This window comes from Corynebacterium sp. LaCa_70 (genome assembly GCF_058182015.1).
In genome coordinates, this window is record NZ_CP190914.1 from 840,124 (window position 1) to 859,342 (window position 19,219).

19 protein-coding genes, 1 tRNA gene and 1 pseudogene are annotated in these 19,219 nt (G+C 56.7%); 13 read left to right on the plus strand and 8 right to left on the minus strand.

All coding sequences use genetic code 11. From position 1 onward, the window contains the following. The first annotated feature begins 34 nt into the window (after window positions 1-34). A complete protein-coding gene (locus tag ACP8MI_RS03800) occupies window positions 35-634 on the plus strand; it encodes a TetR/AcrR family transcriptional regulator (protein WP_239212076.1) in 600 nt (199 codons plus the stop codon). Here ACP8MI_RS03800 and ACP8MI_RS03805 read toward each other — a convergent pair. The 4 genes and pseudogenes from ACP8MI_RS03805 to ACP8MI_RS03820 all read right to left on the minus strand — a co-directional run bounded on the left by ACP8MI_RS03805 (window position 597) and on the right by ACP8MI_RS03820 (window position 6,454). Beyond that, window positions 597-2,674, minus strand: a pseudogene (locus tag ACP8MI_RS03805) (FAD/NAD(P)-binding protein). The gene ACP8MI_RS03800 and the pseudogene ACP8MI_RS03805 overlap by 38 nt on opposite strands. Continuing rightward, entirely contained in the window at window positions 2,671-3,633 is a 963-nt protein-coding gene (gene nadC, locus ACP8MI_RS03810) for a carboxylating nicotinate-nucleotide diphosphorylase (protein ID WP_018119896.1), read from the minus strand. The pseudogene ACP8MI_RS03805 and the gene nadC overlap by 4 nt, the downstream one beginning before the upstream one ends. Further along, window positions 3,634-4,749, minus strand: a complete 1,116-nt coding sequence (nadA, locus tag ACP8MI_RS03815) for a quinolinate synthase NadA (RefSeq protein ID WP_236658163.1) — start codon at window positions 4,747-4,749, stop codon at window positions 3,634-3,636. A gap of 139 nt (window positions 4,750-4,888) precedes the next feature. Then, complete coding sequence (locus ACP8MI_RS03820) at window positions 4,889-6,454, minus strand: amino acid permease (protein ID WP_275042151.1); 1,566 nt, start codon at window positions 6,452-6,454, stop codon at window positions 4,889-4,891. An 82-nt stretch (window positions 6,455-6,536) separates the two neighbouring features. Here ACP8MI_RS03820 and ACP8MI_RS03825 point away from each other — a divergent pair, with 82 nt between their 5' ends. The 8 genes from ACP8MI_RS03825 to ACP8MI_RS03860 all read left to right on the plus strand — a co-directional run bounded on the left by ACP8MI_RS03825 (window position 6,537) and on the right by ACP8MI_RS03860 (window position 12,824). Then, on the plus strand, window positions 6,537-7,172 hold the full coding sequence (locus ACP8MI_RS03825; protein WP_026167760.1) for a MazG nucleotide pyrophosphohydrolase domain-containing protein: 636 nt from the start codon (window positions 6,537-6,539) through the stop codon (window positions 7,170-7,172). Between the two features lie 12 nt (window positions 7,173-7,184). Further along, window positions 7,185-7,988, plus strand: a complete 804-nt coding sequence (locus ACP8MI_RS03830; protein ID WP_049148224.1) for a lytic transglycosylase domain-containing protein — start codon at window positions 7,185-7,187, stop codon at window positions 7,986-7,988. A gap of 108 nt (window positions 7,989-8,096) precedes the next feature. Beyond that, the gene (eno, locus tag ACP8MI_RS03835) at window positions 8,097-9,374 is read left to right on the plus strand and encodes a phosphopyruvate hydratase (protein ID WP_018119901.1); all 1,278 of its coding nucleotides are present in this window, start codon (window positions 8,097-8,099) and stop codon (window positions 9,372-9,374) included. A 31-nt stretch (window positions 9,375-9,405) separates the two neighbouring features. Next, a complete protein-coding gene (locus ACP8MI_RS03840) occupies window positions 9,406-10,011 on the plus strand; it encodes a septum formation initiator family protein (protein ID WP_018119902.1) in 606 nt (201 codons plus the stop codon). A 53-nt stretch (window positions 10,012-10,064) separates the two neighbouring features. After that, window positions 10,065-10,610, plus strand: coding sequence for a DUF501 domain-containing protein (locus tag ACP8MI_RS03845; RefSeq protein ID WP_018119903.1), 546 nt, complete (start codon window positions 10,065-10,067; stop codon window positions 10,608-10,610). A 24-nt stretch (window positions 10,611-10,634) separates the two neighbouring features. Then, window positions 10,635-11,621, plus strand: coding sequence for a Ppx/GppA phosphatase family protein (locus ACP8MI_RS03850; protein WP_018119904.1), 987 nt, complete (start codon window positions 10,635-10,637; stop codon window positions 11,619-11,621). A gap of 46 nt (window positions 11,622-11,667) precedes the next feature. Continuing rightward, window positions 11,668-11,744: transfer RNA gene (locus ACP8MI_RS03855), tRNA-Leu, on the plus strand. Between the two features lie 237 nt (window positions 11,745-11,981). Then, the gene (locus tag ACP8MI_RS03860) at window positions 11,982-12,824 is read left to right on the plus strand and encodes a Bax inhibitor-1/YccA family protein (protein ID WP_026167761.1); all 843 of its coding nucleotides are present in this window, start codon (window positions 11,982-11,984) and stop codon (window positions 12,822-12,824) included. A gap of 140 nt (window positions 12,825-12,964) precedes the next feature. Here ACP8MI_RS03860 and ACP8MI_RS03865 read toward each other — a convergent pair whose 3' ends face one another. The 3 genes from ACP8MI_RS03865 to ACP8MI_RS03875 form a co-directional block, all read right to left on the minus strand. Next, on the minus strand, window positions 12,965-13,585 hold the full coding sequence (locus tag ACP8MI_RS03865; RefSeq protein ID WP_049148222.1) for a hypothetical protein: 621 nt from the start codon (window positions 13,583-13,585) through the stop codon (window positions 12,965-12,967). 14 nt (window positions 13,586-13,599) lie between these two features. Next, a complete protein-coding gene (gene greA, locus ACP8MI_RS03870) occupies window positions 13,600-14,124 on the minus strand; it encodes a transcription elongation factor GreA (RefSeq protein WP_018119907.1) in 525 nt (174 codons plus the stop codon). Between the two features lie 259 nt (window positions 14,125-14,383). Next, the gene (locus tag ACP8MI_RS03875) at window positions 14,384-14,857 is read right to left on the minus strand and encodes a DUF4307 domain-containing protein (RefSeq protein ID WP_018119908.1); all 474 of its coding nucleotides are present in this window, start codon (window positions 14,855-14,857) and stop codon (window positions 14,384-14,386) included. A 92-nt stretch (window positions 14,858-14,949) separates the two neighbouring features. On the opposite strand from ACP8MI_RS03875, the gene mca reads away from it, so the two are divergent. The 3 genes from mca to ACP8MI_RS03890 are packed head-to-tail and all read left to right on the plus strand — an operon-like array spanning window position 14,950 to window position 16,912. After that, window positions 14,950-15,816 (plus strand): mycothiol conjugate amidase Mca, encoded by an 867-nt coding sequence (mca, locus tag ACP8MI_RS03880; protein WP_018119909.1) that lies wholly within the window; start codon window positions 14,950-14,952, stop codon window positions 15,814-15,816. After that, window positions 15,816-16,142, plus strand: coding sequence for a hypothetical protein (locus ACP8MI_RS03885; RefSeq protein ID WP_018119910.1), 327 nt, complete (start codon window positions 15,816-15,818; stop codon window positions 16,140-16,142). The genes mca and ACP8MI_RS03885 overlap by 1 nt, the downstream gene beginning before the upstream one ends. Window positions 16,143-16,144: 2 nt before the next feature. Further along, entirely contained in the window at window positions 16,145-16,912 is a 768-nt protein-coding gene (locus tag ACP8MI_RS03890) for an isoprenyl transferase (protein ID WP_018119911.1), read from the plus strand. Between the two features lie 39 nt (window positions 16,913-16,951). Here ACP8MI_RS03890 and coaA read toward each other — a convergent pair whose 3' ends face one another. Further along, window positions 16,952-17,866 carry a type I pantothenate kinase gene (gene coaA / locus ACP8MI_RS03895; RefSeq protein WP_049168812.1) on the minus strand — a complete coding sequence of 305 codons (915 nt, stop codon included), beginning with the start codon at window positions 17,864-17,866 and terminating at the stop codon, window positions 16,952-16,954. Window positions 17,867-17,947: 81 nt separating this feature from the next. Here coaA and glyA point away from each other — a divergent pair, with 81 nt between their 5' ends. Beyond that, window positions 17,948-19,216, plus strand: coding sequence for a serine hydroxymethyltransferase (gene glyA, locus ACP8MI_RS03900; protein WP_018119913.1), 1,269 nt, complete (start codon window positions 17,948-17,950; stop codon window positions 19,214-19,216). The last annotated feature ends 3 nt before the right edge of the window (window positions 19,217-19,219 follow it).

The following is a 19,219-nucleotide window of genomic DNA, read 5'->3' on the forward strand; positions in this document are numbered from 1 at the left end:
CTGCCTGATTCGCTCCGAGAAAGGAGCCGCACCAGTGCGCGCAGATGCCCAAGCAAACCGTGAAGCCATCATCCGGGCTTCTCATCGTCTGTTCCGGCAACAAGGAATTGATGTGACATTTCGCGCCATCGCTGCCGAAGCTGAGGTTGGAGTAGCCACAGTGCACCGGAATTTTCCGGACCGGTGGGCATTAATTTTGGCAGTTGGTGATTACGTCTACGCGCAACACCGCGAAATCATCGAAAAATATGATGCGCGCTGGGATGACGACCCTTGGCAAGCGTGGACCAATGTGGTCGTTGAACTCGTGGAACAGGGGATAGGTCCGTTGAGCGAGCAGGTATCGCGGTATGCCGAGCGTGAAGACCTTGTCGAACAATTCGCCAGCGTAGTGCGCAACCGCGATATGCAACCATTCGAAAAGTTACTGGCAAAAGCCGCGCACCACGGTTTTGTATCGGAAGATCTGCACGCCAAACGATTTATTATCACCATTGGCGTGCTGTCCCGGAAACTCACTAGCGTGGCCAGCGATATTATGCCTGACCACCAGCGGTGGATGACGCAGCTGGTGCTTGCAGGCCTTGCACAAGCACCTACGACTGTGGAGTTGCGTCGGGTAGATCTCGAATAATCGCGTGCAGACTGCGCGCGGTGTGATCCGTTTCTTGCAGCATCAGTGGATCAGTTCCCGGCATCGGGGAAATCGTGGTATCAGGCATCTGCGCATGCGTAGGAATACCGATGATGTGCAGCCGGGAATCCTGGACGCCGTCCGGATGAATCGTCCGACGAGTAGTGGTGTCAGTTTCCGGCGAACCAGTCTGGACACCGTCGACCACAAACGGGCGGATTCGACCAGAAGCAAACAAAGACTGGCTGAGCAGATCCGCGGGGAAGCGGATATCGGGCTTCGGCAACCAAGCGTCGACAAGTGTGGTAGCACTAGCCCGGCGCGCAGCAACCCCAGAACCGCAGGTCAGCGTGAACTCGTCTGCGCTGATTTCCAGTTGTGGATAAGCCCCGAGGAATTCCACCAGGCCGGCGTCGACAAGCGCAAGCAACTGCTGGGACCGAAATAGTGGTGGTCCTGACCCCACCATCTGGCCCAAAGCCATGACCTCTTGCAGGCTTGGTGATGCGGAATCCGGGGTGAATTTGCCTTGGCTACCGGCAATGCCGACGTGTTTGCGACAGGAGGCAAATACCCACAGGGCGGCTTTGATCGGCGAATCTGTGCCCTTGAGGGCCTCGTCGATATCGCGGGCCAGGGAATCTGCAACCTGGCTGGTCGATTCTGCGCGCGGATGAAAATACGGCTGCAGATCACAGAAATCCGAAGTATGCCGTGCCAATGCGCTGTGGACACCGTGCGAGTCCAGCAGCACGTGCACCGGGGTGGAATCAATGACCGAGACAATCTCATCCAGACTGGTCACAATCGTGTCTGGGCGCACGTGTGCCAGGGTGCGGTAAAAAGCTTCGAACGCATCACGGATAATCGACGGGGCGAAATCGATGGAGAAATCAATCCGTTCCCAGTCTTGCGCTGCCGCCAATGCGTCCTGCAGCCGCGGCATCTGTGCCTTGGGTGGGAGTGATCCATAATCCGACTTGGGTAAGAAAGGATAACCCCGCCGGGAAGTCACCACGAACTGCGGCTCAGTGCCACTAGCTCGGTACCGTAACCCGGAACGGCTGGTGGGGTCCACCTCAAAGAAGCCGCCGCGCCCCAGGGTGCACAATGCCATGAGATCAAAAAATCCCATGCCAAACCACGCACGAGCACCGGTTTCCCTGCAGGTATCGTCTCGACGGGCTGTTCCACAGGGTTATTTGGGCCGATCCAGCGTAGGTCTTCCGACTGGTTGGCAGCACGCAATTGGTATTGTTCGTCGTTATCTGCGTTTAGTACCCAACCGGTGGCCAGCACGGTGGCGTGCGCGGAAATGGTGGTGCCGTCGGCCAGCGTGATGAGGTCATAGTTCGGGCTGCCAACATCTGCGGCGTCATAGTCTGATGCGCTGTCCGCGTTGCCAGCCTGCGCATCCCGGTCGGCCTGTTGGATGTCGGCCTGCTGGATACTGATAGCACGCGAGTTGTGCTCGACAACGTCCACGGAATCCGGCAATTGTGCCACGGCGACCCGGTATACCCAGCGTAAATACTCGCCATAAAGTGCCCGCGAAGGATTAGATTGTTCCACGCTGCCGGCTAGTTCCTCGCGGTAATCCTCAGCTATGCCATCCCGTGGTGGGTGCTGGCGGAAAAGCTCTTGTTTCGCTGCGACTACCTCGGCAGCAGTATCATAATTCAGAGAGCCGGCCTCGAGTGCTGCCAGCAGATCATCTCCACGAAGCAGGCGAATCCATTCGTAAAGCGTTGGCCCGGACAATACGGGTGCGCCGACCGAGGAACCGGGCTCTGTGAACAATGTGACGGCATCTGCCAGTGTGTTCATGCACAGCGTGCGGGTTTGGTCGGTATCCCAGACGCGCCCGGCACCGATTTGTGAATCATCGATGATGTGGACGGTAACGCGTGGGGCGCTCGGCTGCGCGTGCCCTGGCCGGGAGTGCTTGCCAGACGCTTCGTGCAGATACGCCGCTAGACGTTCTAGCACGGAGATTCCGCGCGGGCCGGCGCCAATAAGCGCGATGTGGGTTGTGCTCATGAAAAATCCAATCCAATATCCAACACGCGCACTGAATGGGTCAGTGCACCTACCGCAATATAATCAACCCCGGTGGTGCCATAGTCACCGGCCTGATCTAGCGACAAACCTCCGGAGGCTTCCAGCTTGGTGGCAGGGCTAAGCTCTTGCCGACGCGCTACGGCGGCGTGGACTTCAGCAGGAGTGAAATTATCGAGCAACACGATGTCTGGGTGCAGCGGTAGGATGTCGTCGAGTTGTTCCAGGGTATCGACTTCTACTTCGCAAGGAACACGCGGGGCGTGTTCGCGCACCAGGCGTAGCGCCTGGCTGACACTACCTCCGGCGGCGTGCACATGGTTGTCTTTGATCATGGTGGCATCGCCCAGGCCCATGCGGTGATTACTGCCACCACCAGCGCGGACCGCGTATTTTTGCAGCTCGCGCATTCCCGGCAAAGTCTTGCGGGTATCGCGGACACCGGCTTGCGGAATCACGGTGTGGTGTGTCGCTTTGTGGGCCGCCGCGTGCTCGATTGCACGCACCCACCGGCGGGTTTCCGTTGCAATACCGCTGGCGTGCGAGATGATATTGAGCAGTGTGCGTTCGGCAGCGAGTACCAGACGAGTGTTCGCAGTAATCGTCGCCAAGCGCTGCCCCGCGGCAACCTCCGTGCCGTCGCGGCATTCCAGCGTCAGGCGGAAAGCCTGTGGTGAGTGAGCATCGGCACGGCTATCGTCTGCGGGTGCGTCGGCAAGCGAGATGCCCAAGCTGGCTAGCCGCTGGGCGGTAGCGGAAAATACTGGCTCGATTAGCCCCAACCCAGCGATGACTCCATCCTGGCGCGCATTCAATTCGGCGGTGCAGGTGGCATCAGCGGCTACCGTCGCCACGGTGGTGTGGTCTGGCCCGTACGCGAAATCTTCTTCTAAGGCTCTGGTGATTAGGGCAGAGCAATCAGGTAACTGCAGGTGCGCCATTTACTCGGCACCACCGGGGTTGCCGATGGAGATCATGGCCTCGAGGGATTTGCGCGCAGCATCCGCGATATTGGTGTCCACCGTGACTTCGTCGGTTTCGGTTTCCAGGCAGCGCACTAGGGCTTCCGGCGTGATCATTTTCATGTATTTGCACTCAGCGCGGTCGTTGACGGCTTGGAAATCAATGTCCGGTGCTGCCTGGTGCAGTTGGTGCAGCATGCCGGTTTCGGTAGCCACAAGCACCTTGTTGTGCGGCTGCTTTTGTGCCTGCGTGATCATCTGCCCAGTAGAAAGCATGTGCACACGCTCCTGCGGCACCAAGCCTTCGTTCGCTAAGTACAGCGCGGAATTCGCACAACCACATTCGGGGTGGATATAGAGATCAGCCGAGGGGTTGTCCTGGGTTTGTTGCGTTAATTGTTCCGCACTGATCCCGGCGTGCACGTGGCATTCGCCAGCCCAAATGTGCATATTTTCTCGGCCGGTTTCGCGTTTGACATAAGCGCCCAAAAACTGGTCTGGGCAGAAAAGAATTTCTTGGTCGGCAGGCAGGGAGTTGACGACATCGACGGCATTCGACGAGGTGCAGCACACGTCGGTCAGGGCTTTTACATCAGCGGTGGTATTGACGTAGCTGACCACCAGTGCATCGGGGTGCTCGGCTTTCCACTCGCGAAGTTGTTTCGCCGTAATCGAATCGGCCAAAGAACAACCAGCGCGCGCATCCGGAATCAACACCTTCTTGTTTGGCGAGAGAATCTTCGCGGATTCTGCCATGAAGTGCACACCGCAAAACACGATGATGTCTGCGTCGGTTTCTGCGGCCTGGCGGGACAGCGCCAGTGAATCACCCGTGTGATGGGCGACGTCCTGGATTTCTGGAATTTGGTAATTGTGCGCCAAGATCACAGCGTTGCGTTGTTCTGCCAGCTCGCGCACCCGGTTGGCCCATGCGGTGTAGCCGCCTGCAAGGCTCCGGTTTGCGGCGGTTGCGGTCTTGTGCGGTGCGGCATTGTGTTCCGCAGTAGTGCTGGCGTCGAAATGAGGATCAGAAACAGTGTCAGTAGTAGCAGCGTCAGTAGTTGGACGCGTGAGATGCGCGCTGGTACGAGTCACAAAAGCTCCCAAAAAGAAGTCAAAGTCACAGGAAATAGTCACAGGAAACAGTTGTACATACCGTACTAAAAACCTTCAGCGAACTACCAGCTACGGCTAATTCGCGACCAGCGCACCCAGGGCATACAACACCGCAGAATTACAGCTGCAGCGAACCATTCGCCAGTCCCACGGCAGCGATAATCGCAGCGACGAAGACCAGGACCACGATTGACCACTCAAAACCGTTGAATAGCTTTTCCCGGCGCGAGATTCGCGTGAGCACGTAGGGGACAATTCCGGGCACAACTGCGAGTGCGCCGAAAAGAATATAAACCGGATCGGCGGCATAAATGAGCCACATCGAATAAATAAAAGCGACGGCGCCGATGAATAAATGCTTGCGGTTTTCCCGCCGGGAAATCTCGGGCCCGGAGAGATCAAACCTGGTGCCTGCGTGCGGATGGGTGATGCCTTTGCCACGCAGAGCCAGCAGCAATAGGTACAGCGAGGAGAAAATATAGGGCAGCAGGTACATGACGGTGGCCAGCTGCACCATGGAAATATAGGCAGTTTCGTTCAGGAAGAATACGATGACGGCGAATTGAATGACCGAGGTGGAAATCAACTGTGCCATCCATGGTGCCCCGGCCGCATTGATGGATCCGGTGCGTTTGGGCAGCAGGCCGTCGATAGCCATCATGGTCAGGGGTTCAGCACACAGCATCTGCCAGGAAACATAGGCACCCAGCACGGAAATGCACAATCCGATCGAGATCAGCAGCCCACCGACCGGGCCAATCGCTGCTTCGAGTACTGCAGCCATGGAGTTATCGGGCAAGGCGGCTAGTTCCTCTTTGCTTAACACACCAAAAGACAGCGTTGCCACCGATACCAACAGCACGAGAACGGAGACAAAGCCCAGGACAGTGGCGCGTCCGACGTCGGTACGCTGCCTAGCCTGCTTGGAATACACCGAGGCGCCCTCCACACCGATGAATACCCAGACGGTAAACAACATGATGCCTTGCACCTGCTCGAACACAGAGCCTTCGCTGGAGTCATGGCCCCAAAAATCCAGGGTGAAGGTATCCCAGCTGAACCCAAAGAACAGCAGCAACACGATAAACGCCAGGATGGGCACCAGCTTGGCGACGGTCACTACGGTGTTCATGATCGCTGCTTGTTTCACCCCACGGCTCAGCAGGGCGAAAATCACCCAGGTCATCACACTGACCGAGAGGAAAGAGGCCCACCGGTTGGACTCGTGAAACAGTGGAATGTAGTGGCCGATGGTGTTGAAAAACAGCGTGGCGTAGCCCACCTGGGCGATCACCGAGCCCAGCCAATAGCCCCAGCCTGAGGCAAAGCCAATGAAATCGCCCAACCCAGCGCGCACATACGAATACACCCCGGAGTCCAAGTGCGGTTTGCGGTGCGCCAGAATCTGGAACACAAACGCCACTGAGAGCATACCCACACCGGCGATTGCCCACCCAATGAGCATCGCGCCGGGCGCGGCAACCGAGGCGATATTTTGCGGCAATGAGAAGATGCCGGCGCCAACACAGGAGCCGATGATCAGTGCCACCAGTGACCACATTGTCACGGTGTGCTTGGATTTTCCCTCTCCTGAGTGCTGCGAATCTGCGCCGGTGGGGGATGTGGCTGCAGCCCCGCGTGAGGTTGCGGTGTTCGAAGTTCTCGCATGTGGCTCGCTGTGCATGATGGTAAAGCTACCCTGGAAAACTCTGGATGCGAAAGGTGGGGTGGGTATAGCGGGCATGGTTGCTTATAGGATTGTGGCCATGACTGTTCTGCTTCTTGATCCTCGTTGGCCCGAACAAATCCCGTTGGAAGTATTCAGTGGTGTCTATGGGCCAGTGAGTTATACCGAGGAAGTGCCTGTGTCGGTGCGGTGGACCCTCGGCGACATCATCAGTGGAACAGACCCTGTTGGCCAGGGTCTTTTGGTGAGTACTAACGAGGCAGATCAGCGAGTACTGGACCGACTGGATCGCGGCGAGCGTGTGATCGCTGCCCGTTCACGCGATGATCAGCTGCATATTGCCCGCCAGGTGATGCAGCGTGCCCGCGATATTGGCGAGTTTGAACTACTGCAGACGCATAAAACTCTCGTGCCGTATTTGCGGGAGGAAGTCGCTGAGCTTGCCGACGTTATCGAGTCTGCCGACACCAATAGCGATATTGACGACGGCCAGCTGGTGCGCGAACTCGGGGATGTCCTGCTGCAATTGCTGTTTCATGCGGAGCTCGGGCGGCGTCGGCAAGCGTTTAGTCTGGATGATGTGGCAGCGAGTTTCATCGCGAAAATGCGTTCACGGGCGCCGTACCTTTTCGATGGCACCAGCACTGTGGTTTCGCAAGAAGAGCAAGACCGGCTGTGGGCAGAGGGTAAGCGTGCGGAACAGGCGCGAGGGTAGGTTTATTCCACCATGGATTATTCAGTGCAAAGTGGGAGATCAGGCTGCCTAAAAGTCGGTTGTGCTTCAGTGCTGGGGATCGTGTTGATCATCTCTGTGGTGCTGTGGCTACTGTCATTTGTTGATGGACCGTCGGTGACCCGCCAGTTGCAGCCGGTGCCGGATAACGTGCCGCCGGCGGCTGGGCAGGAAGTGCCCTCGATTGACGTGCATAGCGAAGGACGTACCGCCGATAAGCTCACCTACTGGTCTGATGGGCTTGCCGACGACACCGGGATCCCGGAGCAGGCGTTGCGGGCGTATGGCAACGCGGAGTTGATTGCCCGCGATGCGTGGCCGTCGTGCAATCTGGATTGGACGACGTTGGCGGGCATAGGTTGGGTCGAAACCCGCCACGGCAGTTATGCCGGTAACTGGTTCGATAGGCCTTCCATTGGGCAGGACGGCCGGGTAGATCCACCGATTATCGGGATCGCGCTGGATGGCACCAATAACACTGTGCACATCCCGGATACCGACGGCGGTGAATTTGATAACGACGAGGTTTATGACCGTGCGGTTGGTCCAATGCAGTTTATTCCGCAAACCTGGCACCGCTATGGTCTGGATGCTTCCGGGGACGGGTTTGCGGATCCACAGCACATCGACGATGCTGCGCTGGCAGCTGCGAAATTGCTGTGCACTGATGGCCGAAACTTGGATGATGCCCAAGCATGGACCGAGGCGATCCTGTCGTATAACAACTCGAATGATTATGTCCTCAAAGTCCGCGATGCCGCGAATTCTTATGCCATTGACCAGCCCGCATCCCGCTAGTGCGGGGTGCCTGTTACAGCTGGGAAGAAAATCTGGAACAATTAAGTGTGTTCACTGCACCTGACAAGGCGCACGACTGCGCATTAATTCTCTGAGGAGGCCCAGCCAGTGGCTGATATCATGCACGTTTTCGCTCGCGAGATCCTGGATTCGCGAGGCAACCCTACCGTGGAAGCAGAAGTTGTTCTAGACGACGGCGCCCATGGCCGCGCCGGGGTACCGTCTGGAGCTTCTACTGGTGAGCACGAAGCCCATGAGCTGCGCGACGGTGGCACGCGTTACCTGGGGAAGGGTGTTCTGCAAGCGGTCGAAAACGTCAACGAAGTCATTGCTGATGAGTTGGCTGGCCAGGTAGCTGATGATCAGCGCCTGATCGATGCAGCAATGCTGCAGCTGGATGGTACCGAGAACAAATCCAAGTTGGGCGCCAATGCGATCTTGGGTGTATCCATGGCAGTGGCCAAGGCTGCCGCTGATTCTGCAGCGCTGCCGCTCTACCGCTATATCGGCGGCCCGAATGCCCACGTGCTGCCGGTACCGATGATGAACATCCTCAACGGTGGCGCGCACGCGGATTCCGGTGTCGACGTGCAAGAATTTATGATCGCACCATTGTCTGCCACCAGTTTTGCCGAAGCGTTGCAGCAGGGCGCTGAGGTCTATCACGCGCTGAAGGCCGTGCTGAAAGAACGCGGTCTTTCCACTGGTCTCGGTGATGAAGGCGGATTCGCGCCGTCCGTGGAATCGACCCGCGCTGCCTTGGACGTGATCGTCGAAGCCATCAAGAAGGCCGGATACCAGCCAGGTAAGGACGTCGCACTGGCACTAGACGTGGCATCGTCTGAGTTCTACGACAACGGCTCGTATAAGTTCGAAGGCTCTGAGCTGTCCGGCGAGGAAATGGCACAGGTCTATGCCGAACTGATCGACGAGTACCCAATCGTGTCGATCGAGGACCCATTGGATGAAAATGACTGGGACGGCTACGTTAACCTCACCCGCGAGATCGGCGACAAGGTACAAATCGTCGGTGATGATTTCTTCGTCACCAATCCGCAGCGCTTGCGTGAAGGAATCGACAAGGGTGCAGCGAATGCGCTGCTGGTGAAGGTCAACCAAATTGGTACCCTGACAGAAACTTTCGATGCGGTGGAACTGGCACACCGTAACGGCTATCGCACGATGATGTCGCACCGTTCCGGTGAAACCGAAGACACCACCATTGCCGATTTGGCGGTTGCACTATCGTGCGGTCAGATCAAAACGGGTGCACCGGCCCGTTCTGAGCGTGTAGCCAAGTACAACCGTTTGCTGCGTATCGAAGAAGAACTCGATGCTGCAGCACGTTACGCTGGACGGGACGCATTCCCACGTTTCCGGGGCTAAAACCTGCGCTGGATGCTAATTCGAGGAGATCATGACTGAGCGTAAAAAATCTACGCTGCGGACACGGACCACCGTGCCCGTTTCTTCTCGTACCACCGGGCAGAATGGTGCTGCCCGGAATCCAAAGGCCACGAAAAAGCTGCACCAGCGATTCGATCTGGTCAGCATCGGCGTGATGGTCTCTGTGGTGCTGGTGATTTTGGTCTCTGTGGCAGTACCACTGCGCAATTATTATGAAGGCAGGGCAGAAATTGCCCGTTTGGAAGATTCCATCGCCGCGAAACAGGCCGAAAAGTCGGCGCTGGAAGAAGAAATAGAGCGTTATCACGACGAAGATTTTGTTCGTGAGCAAGCGCGACGCCGCTTTGGCTTGGTAGCACCTGGTGAGACTGCTTACCGTATTTTGGATCCACGTATTACCGATAATGATTCGGTCACGACTTCACGGCAAGACTATGAAGAAGCCCGGCCGTGGTATGAGGTGTTGTGGGATTCGATCACGGAACCACCGCAGGCAGTAGAGCCACCTGAGGCACCGGAGCCTGCCGGTGCGGGCGAAAGCTCGGATAATCCGGAAGAGCCGGGCGCTGAGTCAGCCCCGGATGCTCCAGAGCCAGCAGAAGAACCCGCCCAGTAAGCGTACTGGTACCGGTTGCGCGTAGCGAGTCGTTTCATGCGAGAATAGGCGGCATGAGTGTTTCTTCCGCCGAGCTTGCTGTCGTCGAAAAACAATTGGGGCGGCGACCACGCGGCGTCGTCGAGATCTCTTATCGCACCCCTGATGGTCAGCCCGCTGTGATTAAAACGACGCCGAAACTTCCCGACGGCACCCCGTTTCCCACGCTGTTTTACCTCACTGATCCGCGTCTTACGGCGGAGGCTTCCCGTCTCGAGGTGGCGCACGTGATGAAGTGGATGGAATCACGGTTGGCCGACGATGACGAGCTTGCCGACGATTACCTCCGCGCACACGAGGCCTTTTTGCGTGAGCGCAACGAATTGGAAGATCTGGGCACAGATTTTTCTGGCGGCGGTATGCCGGAGCGAGTGAAATGCCTGCATGTACTGATCGCCTACGCGTTGGCAAAAGGCCCAGACCACTTCCGCTTGGGGACGGAAGCTGTGGCCATGGCGGCAGATCATGGAAACCTGCGCGGGATTGCTATCCCGGTGGATTGGCCCTCGTGCGAAGCTTTGGGGATCAATCTCGACGATTTTGATTTCAGTAACGCCTAAATAACGCCAAGACGAAGGACTTTTATGACGCGCATTGCAGCCGTGGACTGTGGCACGAACTCGATCCGTTTGCTGATCAGCGATATCACCCGCACGAGTAGTGCGCCGTCGGGATTTACGGCTCACGAAGTCACGCGCCGGATGGAGATCGTGCGCCTGGGGCAGAGTGTGGATGCTACTGGCGAGCTTGCCCCGGATGCGATTGAACGTACTCGTAGAGCCTTGCGGAATTACGTCAACATCATGAAATTCGAGAATGTGGAAAAGGTGCGCATGGTTGCCACGGCCGCGGTGCGTGATGCGAAAAACAACCGCGAGTTTTTTGCCATGACTGCGGAGTTGCTCGGTGAAGTAGAAAGCGGCGCGCAGGCCGAAGTTATTACCGGCGAGGAAGAAGCGGAGCTGTCCTTTTTGGGGGCTGTGCAGGATCTTGCCGACGATGCCGGCCCGTTTTGCGTCATTGATTTAGGTGGTGGCTCGACAGAATTTATCGTCAGTGAAAAGGGCGAAGAGCTGCTTGGCGCACATTCTGCAGCAATGGGCTGCGTGCGTATTACTGAGCGTATGATGCCGTCTGATCCACCGAGTGAGACGGAGATTGAAATAGCTGATGATTTCGTCGCCGAGCGCATGTCTGAGGTGGAGAAACTGGTTCCGATTGACAAGGCACGTACCGTCGTTGGTTGTGCTGGAACCTTCACGACGCTGTCGGCGCTGGCACAAGGCCTGGAACACTACGAGCCGGAACAGATCCATGGTTCGGTGTTACGCTTTGCAGCGCTGCGAGTGTTGTTGGAGCAGGTAATTCATACTTCTGCTGCGCAGCGTGCGCAAAACCCCGTGGTGCACCCTGGCCGTGCCGATGTACTTGGTGGTGGGGCAGTGGCTGTGCGCGGCATCATGGATATGATTGAACGTCACAACGGAGTGCGTGAGTTCGTGATTAGTGAAAAAGATATCCTGGATGGGGTGATCTGGAAACTAGCGGGAACGCTTCCTGTGCTAAAGTAAGTATCCGTGCCACCCGCAGCTCGTAGTAGCTGATGGCGTGGTATTTGCCCCCATAGCCCAATTGGCAGAGGCGGTGGACTTAAAATCCATACAGTGTCGGTTCGAGCCCGACTGGGGGCACCATGACCAGCGGAAACTCTGGAGACGTGGGCACTAAAACGTGGTTGGTGTCCATGTAGTGTCCGTTATTAAATCACCCTCCCCATGACACCCCACAATATCCACAATGATGAGACGCACCGGTGATCAGGCACACCGCTGATAATTCATTCATGATTGTGGGAACTATTTTGCCTTTCGCATCGTTACACTAGATGAGAAACGTACAACCCATGACACGAAAGGCACGGGATTTCTACAGTGCGTAACAGCAACCCCGTTATGAGCAATTTGTCTGCTGGGGCCAATGGAAATGGCAACAGTGCTGGTTTCCAGCAGCAGATGGACTACAACGCTTACGATAATTACGGCGGGCAGGGCGGCTACGCCCCAATGAGCCAGCAGCAAGAAGCTGACCGCCCGATGACTGTCGACGACGTCGTCACCAAGACTGGTATCACGCTGGGCGTAATTATCTTGTTTGCCGTCGTGAACTTCGGCATCGGCATGGTGAATCCACAGATCGCGATGATGGCAACGTTTGCCGGTGCCATTGCCGGATTTGTCACCGTGTTGGTCGCTTCCTTCGGCAAGAAATGGGGTTCACCGGTTGTGACCCTGCTCTATGCCGTTTTTGAAGGCTTGTTTGTCGGTGGTATCTCGCTGGTCTTTTCTGGCATGTACGTCGGCGAAGCCAATGCGGCGAGCCTGATCGGTCAGGCCGTCCTGGGAACCGTGGGTGTCTTCTTGGGCATGCTCATTGTGTATAAGACCGGCGCAGTGAAAGTTACCCCGCGTTTCAACAAGATCCTGACTTCCTGCATCATTGGTGTCGTTGTTTTGATGCTGGGCAACTTCCTATTGGCGATGTTTACCGGCAATAACCCGTTGCGTGATGGTGGAATCCTGGCGATTATCTTCTCGCTGGTCTGCATTGGTTTGGCCGCTGCATCGTTCTTGACGGATTTTGACGCTGCTGATCGTATGATCCGCGCCGGTGCACCATCCAAGATGGCCTGGGGCGTTGCATTGGGTCTGGCTGTGACCTTGGTCTGGCTCTACACTGAGATTCTGCGTCTGCTGTCGTACTTCCAGCAGCGCTAGATGGTCGACTATTCGTAGCTTTCGCACGGGTAATTACCGTGCGAACAGTGGAAAACTCCGGTGGGCGTGTGATTGCTAATAAGCAGTCCGGCCCACCGGAGTTTTGTGTGTGCTATTCAGCGGCTACGGATTAACAGCGGTTATGGAGTAACCAGTTGTCCGTCGACCCAGATTTCTGAAAAGACGGTGCCCTGTGCAGACTCCACAGGGCTGCGGAGAACTAACGAGACGGTGTTATTGTCTGCATCTTGTGCGCTGGCTTTCGCCGAATCGGCATCCCACGAATCCCACTTGAGCTTGGTTAAGCGGTCGTCGGGGTGCGCGCAGTTCAACACGATATGGTCGGGTTTTTTCTCAGGGGTTCCTAGGCAGTTGATGAACCCGATTGTTTTCCCGGTGGATTTGCGCGGGCCAGTGGTTTTCGTGGCCCCTGCAGAACCCCTCGCGGAATCTCCAGAGGCCTTGGCTAATTCAGCGTCTTCGTCGTCGTCCAGCTCGGACTCGGTTCCACCGATGACGGTTTCCGTGGTCTGTACGGATTGACCGTTTCCACTGGTGCCAGTGCCTGTGGTGCTGTCGGTAGCAGTGGTGCCAGCTTCAGCGGTCTCAGTGCCCGTAGGGGCGCTGGAGGTTGGTGCCTCGAAAGTATTACCAGTTTCGACCTTCTGATCCGAAGGGTTTTCATTCGGAGGGGTGCAGGCAGCCAATGCGAGGGCTGCTGCAGAAACTCCGGTCACGGCGAATTTACGGTAGTTAGTCATGGGAAATTCCTTACTTATTTTTCGTCGCGTGGGGTAGCGTACAACGCGGAGTCATAAGGTGCGGCCGAGTCAATGGTGACCTTGATGACGTTGCCGTTTGGTGCGGAGTACTGGCGGGTTTCGCCTTCTTCGGCGCCCAGGATTGCTGCACCGAGCGGGGATTGCTCCGAGTAGGTTTCCAAGTTTTCGTTGTCGGTGGCCGCGGCGCGGGTACCGATCAAGAAGGTTTCTTTGTTTTCTGGATCCTCGTTGTAGTGCACGTGGACGACGGAACCGACGTTGGCAACACCTTCTTGCACACCGGTGCGCTCGGTGGTGGAGTTCGCGAGAATCTCCGAGATGTGCTTGATGCGGGCCTCTTCCTGGTCCTGCATCTCACGCGCAGCGTCGTAGCCGGCGTTTTCTTTCAAGTCGCCTTCTTCGCGGCGCTCGTTAATCTCAGCAGCGACTACCGGGCGGTGGTCGATCAGAGCCTGCAGTTCCTCTTCCAGCTTTGCCTTGGTTTCTGGCGTAATGTACTGCTTTCGGTTTTCAGCCATGTCCGTGTGAAGCCTTCCTTAGATTCTTCTGGTTGCGCAAATGGTTGTGCAAAAATTCTGGTGTTTGCACTCGCTGCGTTGCGACGATTCTGCCTAGATCTTAACGCATATGCCCGTGTAATTTTGCCCAGGGCTTCAGATATTCTGCCCGCACCATTCTCTGCGTAGTCTCCGTGCAAAGCCTTCTCGACGTACTCGGTGCGTGCGATGAATTACGGTAGGGTGTCTCCGCACTAGCTAATCGCTATCTAGTAACGAGCTAGTCACCGAGTTTCAGATGGGCTGGGATAGTGCCGGAACAACCATAGACACCACCCGCCACGGCTTTTTCGCCTGCGCGTACCGGTACATCGACGCTGAGGCGTTCAGTGCGTTTCTCACCGGGGGCCATGGGGATTTCTACACGACCCACCTCGGCCTTTTCATAGTTAAACGCTTGGACGATGCAATACGCAGGTACTTCCGGGTCATCGCGGGTGATATCTACCCATACCCGCAGCGTGTCATCATCGGGGTATTCCTGGCTTAAAAGCGTGATTTCGGCGGCGGGTGTGTCGGCATTAAATAACCGGAATAGCCCCCAGGAACCGATTGCCAGCATCAGCACTACAAGGGCCACGAGAATTTTGCCGGTGAGGTTGTTCCCGGAAGTAGTAGAGCCAATTGAGCCCTTCGAGCCATTCGGGCCTGTGGAGCCACGTGAACCGTACCGTGCGCGCTTGCGAGTGCTCATTCTTCGCATCTTAAGGCAGGTGTATCGGCCAGTACAATTAGGTAATATAATCAGTTCGAGCAAATATCTAGCGACTGTGCGAAAGGACCGATGTGAGCTACCGGTTGCTGTCTATCCATGCCCACCCCGATGACGAGGCATCAAAAGGCGCAGCGACGACCGCGATGTATGCGCACAATGGTCACGAGGTCATGATTGTCACCTGCACGGGTGGTGAGCGCGGCGATATTATCAACCCGGCAATGGATAAGCCCGGGGTGAAAGAAAACATACAGGCTGTGCGCCATGAAGAAATGGCCGAGTCAGTGCGTGCATTGGGGGTGCAGCACAAGTGGATGGGCTATGTGGATTCAGGCCTGCCGCAGGGGGACCCGATGCCGCCGCTTCCCGACGGCTGTTTTGCTCGTGAGGACAGCATGAAGGTCGCCACCGAGCTGATTGAAATCATTCGTGAGTTCAAGCCGCACGTCATCATGACGTATGACGAAAACGGCGGCTACCCGCATCCGGATCACTTGAAGGTCCATGAGATCAGCATGATCGCGTGGGAGCGCGCTGGTGATCCAGAGTTTCTTCCGGAAGTTCCTGCCTGGGAACCACTGAAGCTGTATTACAGCCACGGCTTCGTGTACCAGCGCATGGAAATGTTCCATAACCGGCTGTTGGCACAGGGGAAGTCCTCGCCGTATGGTCCGATGATGGAACGTTGGGATCCGCACTTGGCGGATATCATGTCGCGTGTGACCACGCAGGTGGAGTGCAGCGACTATTTCTCGCACCGTGAGGCTGCGTTGCGCGCACACGCCACCCAAATCGATCCTGCGGGTGCGTTCATGGCTACTGATGTGTCCACCCAACAGGAACTCTGGCCCACTGAAGAATATGAACTGGCGCGCAGCAGGGTAGCAACCGAGTTGCCGGAGACTGATTTATTCGCCGGTTTGGAGGGGACCGACTGATGCAGATTTCACTGCAGTCACTGCCGTCGACGTTGCATGCCTCAGTAACGCACGTCGCCTACACCGCCGATGAGGTATTTTACTGGGCACAAAACCAGGTGCACGAAGGCCCGATGGGGCCAGAGTTTGGCAAAGCCTCGCCGATCGGTTTGCTGGTTATCGTGTCCTTAGCGGTCGCGATTATGGTTTTGGGCTGGTCTTTTCACCGTCGCCAGTCGAAGTTCCGCCGTCGGCGCGCGTTTGCGGAAGATCATGGTTTGGATCCTTTTGACGTCGAGGCTGTTGAGGCTGCAATGCGCGAAGCCGGCGTGCACGATCGGCGGTAGAGATGAAACTGCGGGAATTGGTCTATCCAATTTATGAAGCACGCATTCGTCGTGGCCTGAAAGGACGCCCACAGCCGAAACACGTCGCGATCATGGCCGATGGAAACCGGCGCTGGGCGCGCGAAGCCGGGTTTACCGATATCAGTCAGGGGCACCGTCGTGGTGCACACAAGATCGCCGAATTAGTCTCATGGTGTGCAGAGACCGAAGTCGAGGTTGTTACCTGCTATTTGTTGTCCACGGAAAACCTGCGGCGTGCCCCAGAAGAGCTAAATCTGCTTTTCGACATCATCACTGACGTTGTGGTGCAGCTTGCACAGGGGGAACCAGATTGTCAGGTTCGCTTGGTGGGCCATTTGGATCTGTTGCCAGACGAGGTGGCCCAGCGCATGGAGCAAGCAGCGGCAACGACCCGGGACAACACAGGTGTGATCGTCAACGTGGCCGTGGGCTATGGTGGCCGACAAGAAATCGTGGATGCTGTACAAAAACTGATACGCGCCGAGGCGAACAAGGGGCTATCTGCCGACGAAATCGCAGAGGCCGTTACCGCGGAATCTATTTCGCGCCACTTGTACACCAAAGGTTTGCCCGATCCGGATTTGGTGATCCGAACTTCGGGTGAGCAGCGGTTGTCGGGTTTTTTGCTGTGGCAGGCAGCGTACTCGGAAATCTGGTTTACCGATACTTACTGGCCCGCGTTTCGCAAAATTGATTTCTTCCGCGCACTGCGCGAATTCTCGCAGCGTTCACGACGATTCGGTAAATAGGCAACCACGCGGGTAGATTCCCGCACACAGGTGCGGCGGTTATAGTTTGCGTAGCCGCACCTTTTCTACCAGGTGATCCTGGTTTTTTCGTAGGACCAACGACGCCCGCACGCGCGTCGGCAAGATATTTTCCACCAGGTTGGGCAGGTTGATGGACTGCCAGATCTCGCGGGCTTCGCCGCGTGCGGCAGCTTCGTCTAAATCCGCGAAGTGGGCAAAATGTGCGCCGGGCTCCCGGAATGCAGTGCGTCGCAGTTTTAAGAATCTCTCGATGTACCAGCTCTCGATATCGTCGATATGAGCGTCGACATAGACGGAAAAATCCACAAGGTCCGAAACCATGAGCGTGCGCCCGGTTTGCAACACGTTCAGGCCCTCAATGATCAATATGTCTGGTTGGCGGATGCGCTGGACTTCACCAGGCAAAATGTCATAGGCGGTGTGGGAATATACCGGTGCATGGGCCTCAGGTGCGCCGGATTTCACCTCTGTGACAAAACGCAATAACCCACGCTGGTCATAGGATTCTGGGAATCCCTTGCGCTTCATCAACCCACGCTTCTTCAATTCTGCGGTGGGCAACAAGAAACCGTCGGTGGGCACGAGGTCAACGCGCTGGTGTTTATCCCACTTTTGCAACAACACCTGCAGCAGGCGGGCGGTAGTGGACTTGCCGACGGCTACTGACCCCGCGACTGCGATGATAAACGGCACCTTTTCTGGTGGATGCCCCAAAAACTGCTGGGCGGCATCGTTGACCCGGCGGTGGGCTTCGATCTGGAAATGCAGCAGACGAGCCAGTGGCAGGTAGACGTCGGCGACTTCGTCGAGGTCGATATTTTCCCCGATCCCGGCAAGTTCGGCGACCTCATCTTCCGTCAATAATTGGGGAACGGATTTACGCAGGTTACGCCAGTGTTCGCGGGAAAAATCCAGGTAGGGGCTGGTAGTCATAGTAGGTATTGTCTCATTGCTGCTTGGTGTTATTGTTATAAGCATCATAATCGCCACCTGCGTGCAGAAAGGCCCGCTTTGATGTTTGAATCCCCGCTGTCTGAGTTTGACCCAGAGGTAGCTGCTGCCATCGACGGAGAAATCTCCCGTCAACGTGGAACCTTGGAAATGATTGCCTCGGAAAACTTCGTGCCACGCGCGGTGTTGCAGGCACAAGGTTCGGTACTGACCAACAAGTACGCTGAGGGCTACCCGGGTCGTCGCTACTACGGCGGTTGCGAGCACGTCGATGTTATTGAAGATCTTGCACGTCAGCGCGCCAAGGAACTGTTCGGAGCGGAATTCGCTAACGTGCAGCCACACTCCGGTGCACAGGCCAACGCTGCGGTATTGGCATCGCTGATCAAGCCAGGTGACAAGATCATGGGCTTGTCCCTGGCACACGGTGGCCACCTCACCCACGGTATGAAGCTGAACTTCTCCGGCAAGCTGTATGAGGTTGCTGCATACGAGGTGGATCCAGAAACCCACCGCATCGATATGGACAAGGTCCGCGAGCAGGCTCTGGCAGAAAAGCCACAGGTGATCATCGCTGGCTGGTCGGCGTATTCGCGTCGTTTGGATTTCGAAGCCTTCCGCTCCATCGCCGATGAGGTGGGCGCTTATCTGTGGACTGATATGGCGCACTTCGCTGGTCTGGTGGCTGCGGATCTGTACCCATCGCCAGTTCCACACTCCGATATCGTCTCTTCCACCGTGCACAAGACCTTGGGCGGCCCACGTTCTGGTCTGATTTTGGCGAAGCAGGACTATGCTAAGCAGATCAACTCCGCTGTATTCCCGGGCCAGCAGGGCGGCCCATTGATGCATGCTGTGGCTGCGAAGGCAGTGTCTTTCAAAGTTGCTGCTACTGAAGAATTCCGCGAGCGCCAGCAGCGCACCATCGACGGAGCGCGCATCTTGGCGGAGCGCCTGACGGCGCAGGATTGCTTGGATTCTGGTATTTCCGTGCTCACCGGTGGTACTGATACCCACTTGGTCTTGGCTGACCTGCGTAACTCGGAACTAGACGGCCAGCAGGCAGAAGACCGCCTGCACGAGGTAGGCATCACCGTCAACCGCAACGCGGTGCCGAACGATCCGCGTCCACCAATGGTGACTTCTGGTCTGCGCATTGGTGCCTCGGCGTTGGCCACCCGTGGTTTCGACGAGAAGGCATTTGAAGAAACCGCTGACGTTATTGCCCAGGCATTGCTGGGCAAAGATGTCGCACAGCTGCGTAGCCGCGTTGAGAAGCTCACCCAGGACTTCCCACTGTATGAGGGCCTGGAAGACTGGAAGCTGGTTTAGTAA

Bases quoted from the DNA above. Each gene is read 5' to 3' on its own strand.
- nadC (WP_018119896.1), bottom strand. From the start codon at position 3,633: ATGGCGCACCTGCAGTTACCTGATTGCTCTGCCCTAATCACCAGAGCC.
- ACP8MI_RS03820 (WP_275042151.1), bottom strand. From the start codon at position 6,454: ATGCACAGCGAGCCACATGCGAGAACTTCGAACACCGCAACCTCACGC.
- ACP8MI_RS03825 (WP_026167760.1), top strand. From the start codon at position 6,537: ATGACTGTTCTGCTTCTTGATCCTCGTTGGCCCGAACAAATCCCGTTG.
- ACP8MI_RS03830 (WP_049148224.1), top strand. From the start codon at position 7,185: ATGGATTATTCAGTGCAAAGTGGGAGATCAGGCTGCCTAAAAGTCGGT.
- ACP8MI_RS03840 (WP_018119902.1), top strand. From the start codon at position 9,406: ATGACTGAGCGTAAAAAATCTACGCTGCGGACACGGACCACCGTGCCC.
- ACP8MI_RS03845 (WP_018119903.1), top strand. From the start codon at position 10,065: ATGAGTGTTTCTTCCGCCGAGCTTGCTGTCGTCGAAAAACAATTGGGG.
- ACP8MI_RS03850 (WP_018119904.1), top strand. From the start codon at position 10,635: ATGACGCGCATTGCAGCCGTGGACTGTGGCACGAACTCGATCCGTTTG.
- ACP8MI_RS03865 (WP_049148222.1), bottom strand. From the start codon at position 13,585: ATGACTAACTACCGTAAATTCGCCGTGACCGGAGTTTCTGCAGCAGCC.
- greA (WP_018119907.1), bottom strand. From the start codon at position 14,124: ATGGCTGAAAACCGAAAGCAGTACATTACGCCAGAAACCAAGGCAAAG.
- ACP8MI_RS03875 (WP_018119908.1), bottom strand. From the start codon at position 14,857: ATGAGCACTCGCAAGCGCGCACGGTACGGTTCACGTGGCTCCACAGGC.
- ACP8MI_RS03885 (WP_018119910.1), top strand. From the start codon at position 15,816: ATGCAGATTTCACTGCAGTCACTGCCGTCGACGTTGCATGCCTCAGTA.
- ACP8MI_RS03890 (WP_018119911.1), top strand. From the start codon at position 16,145: ATGAAACTGCGGGAATTGGTCTATCCAATTTATGAAGCACGCATTCGT.
- coaA (WP_049168812.1), bottom strand. From the start codon at position 17,866: ATGACTACCAGCCCCTACCTGGATTTTTCCCGCGAACACTGGCGTAAC.
- glyA (WP_018119913.1), top strand. From the start codon at position 17,948: ATGTTTGAATCCCCGCTGTCTGAGTTTGACCCAGAGGTAGCTGCTGCC.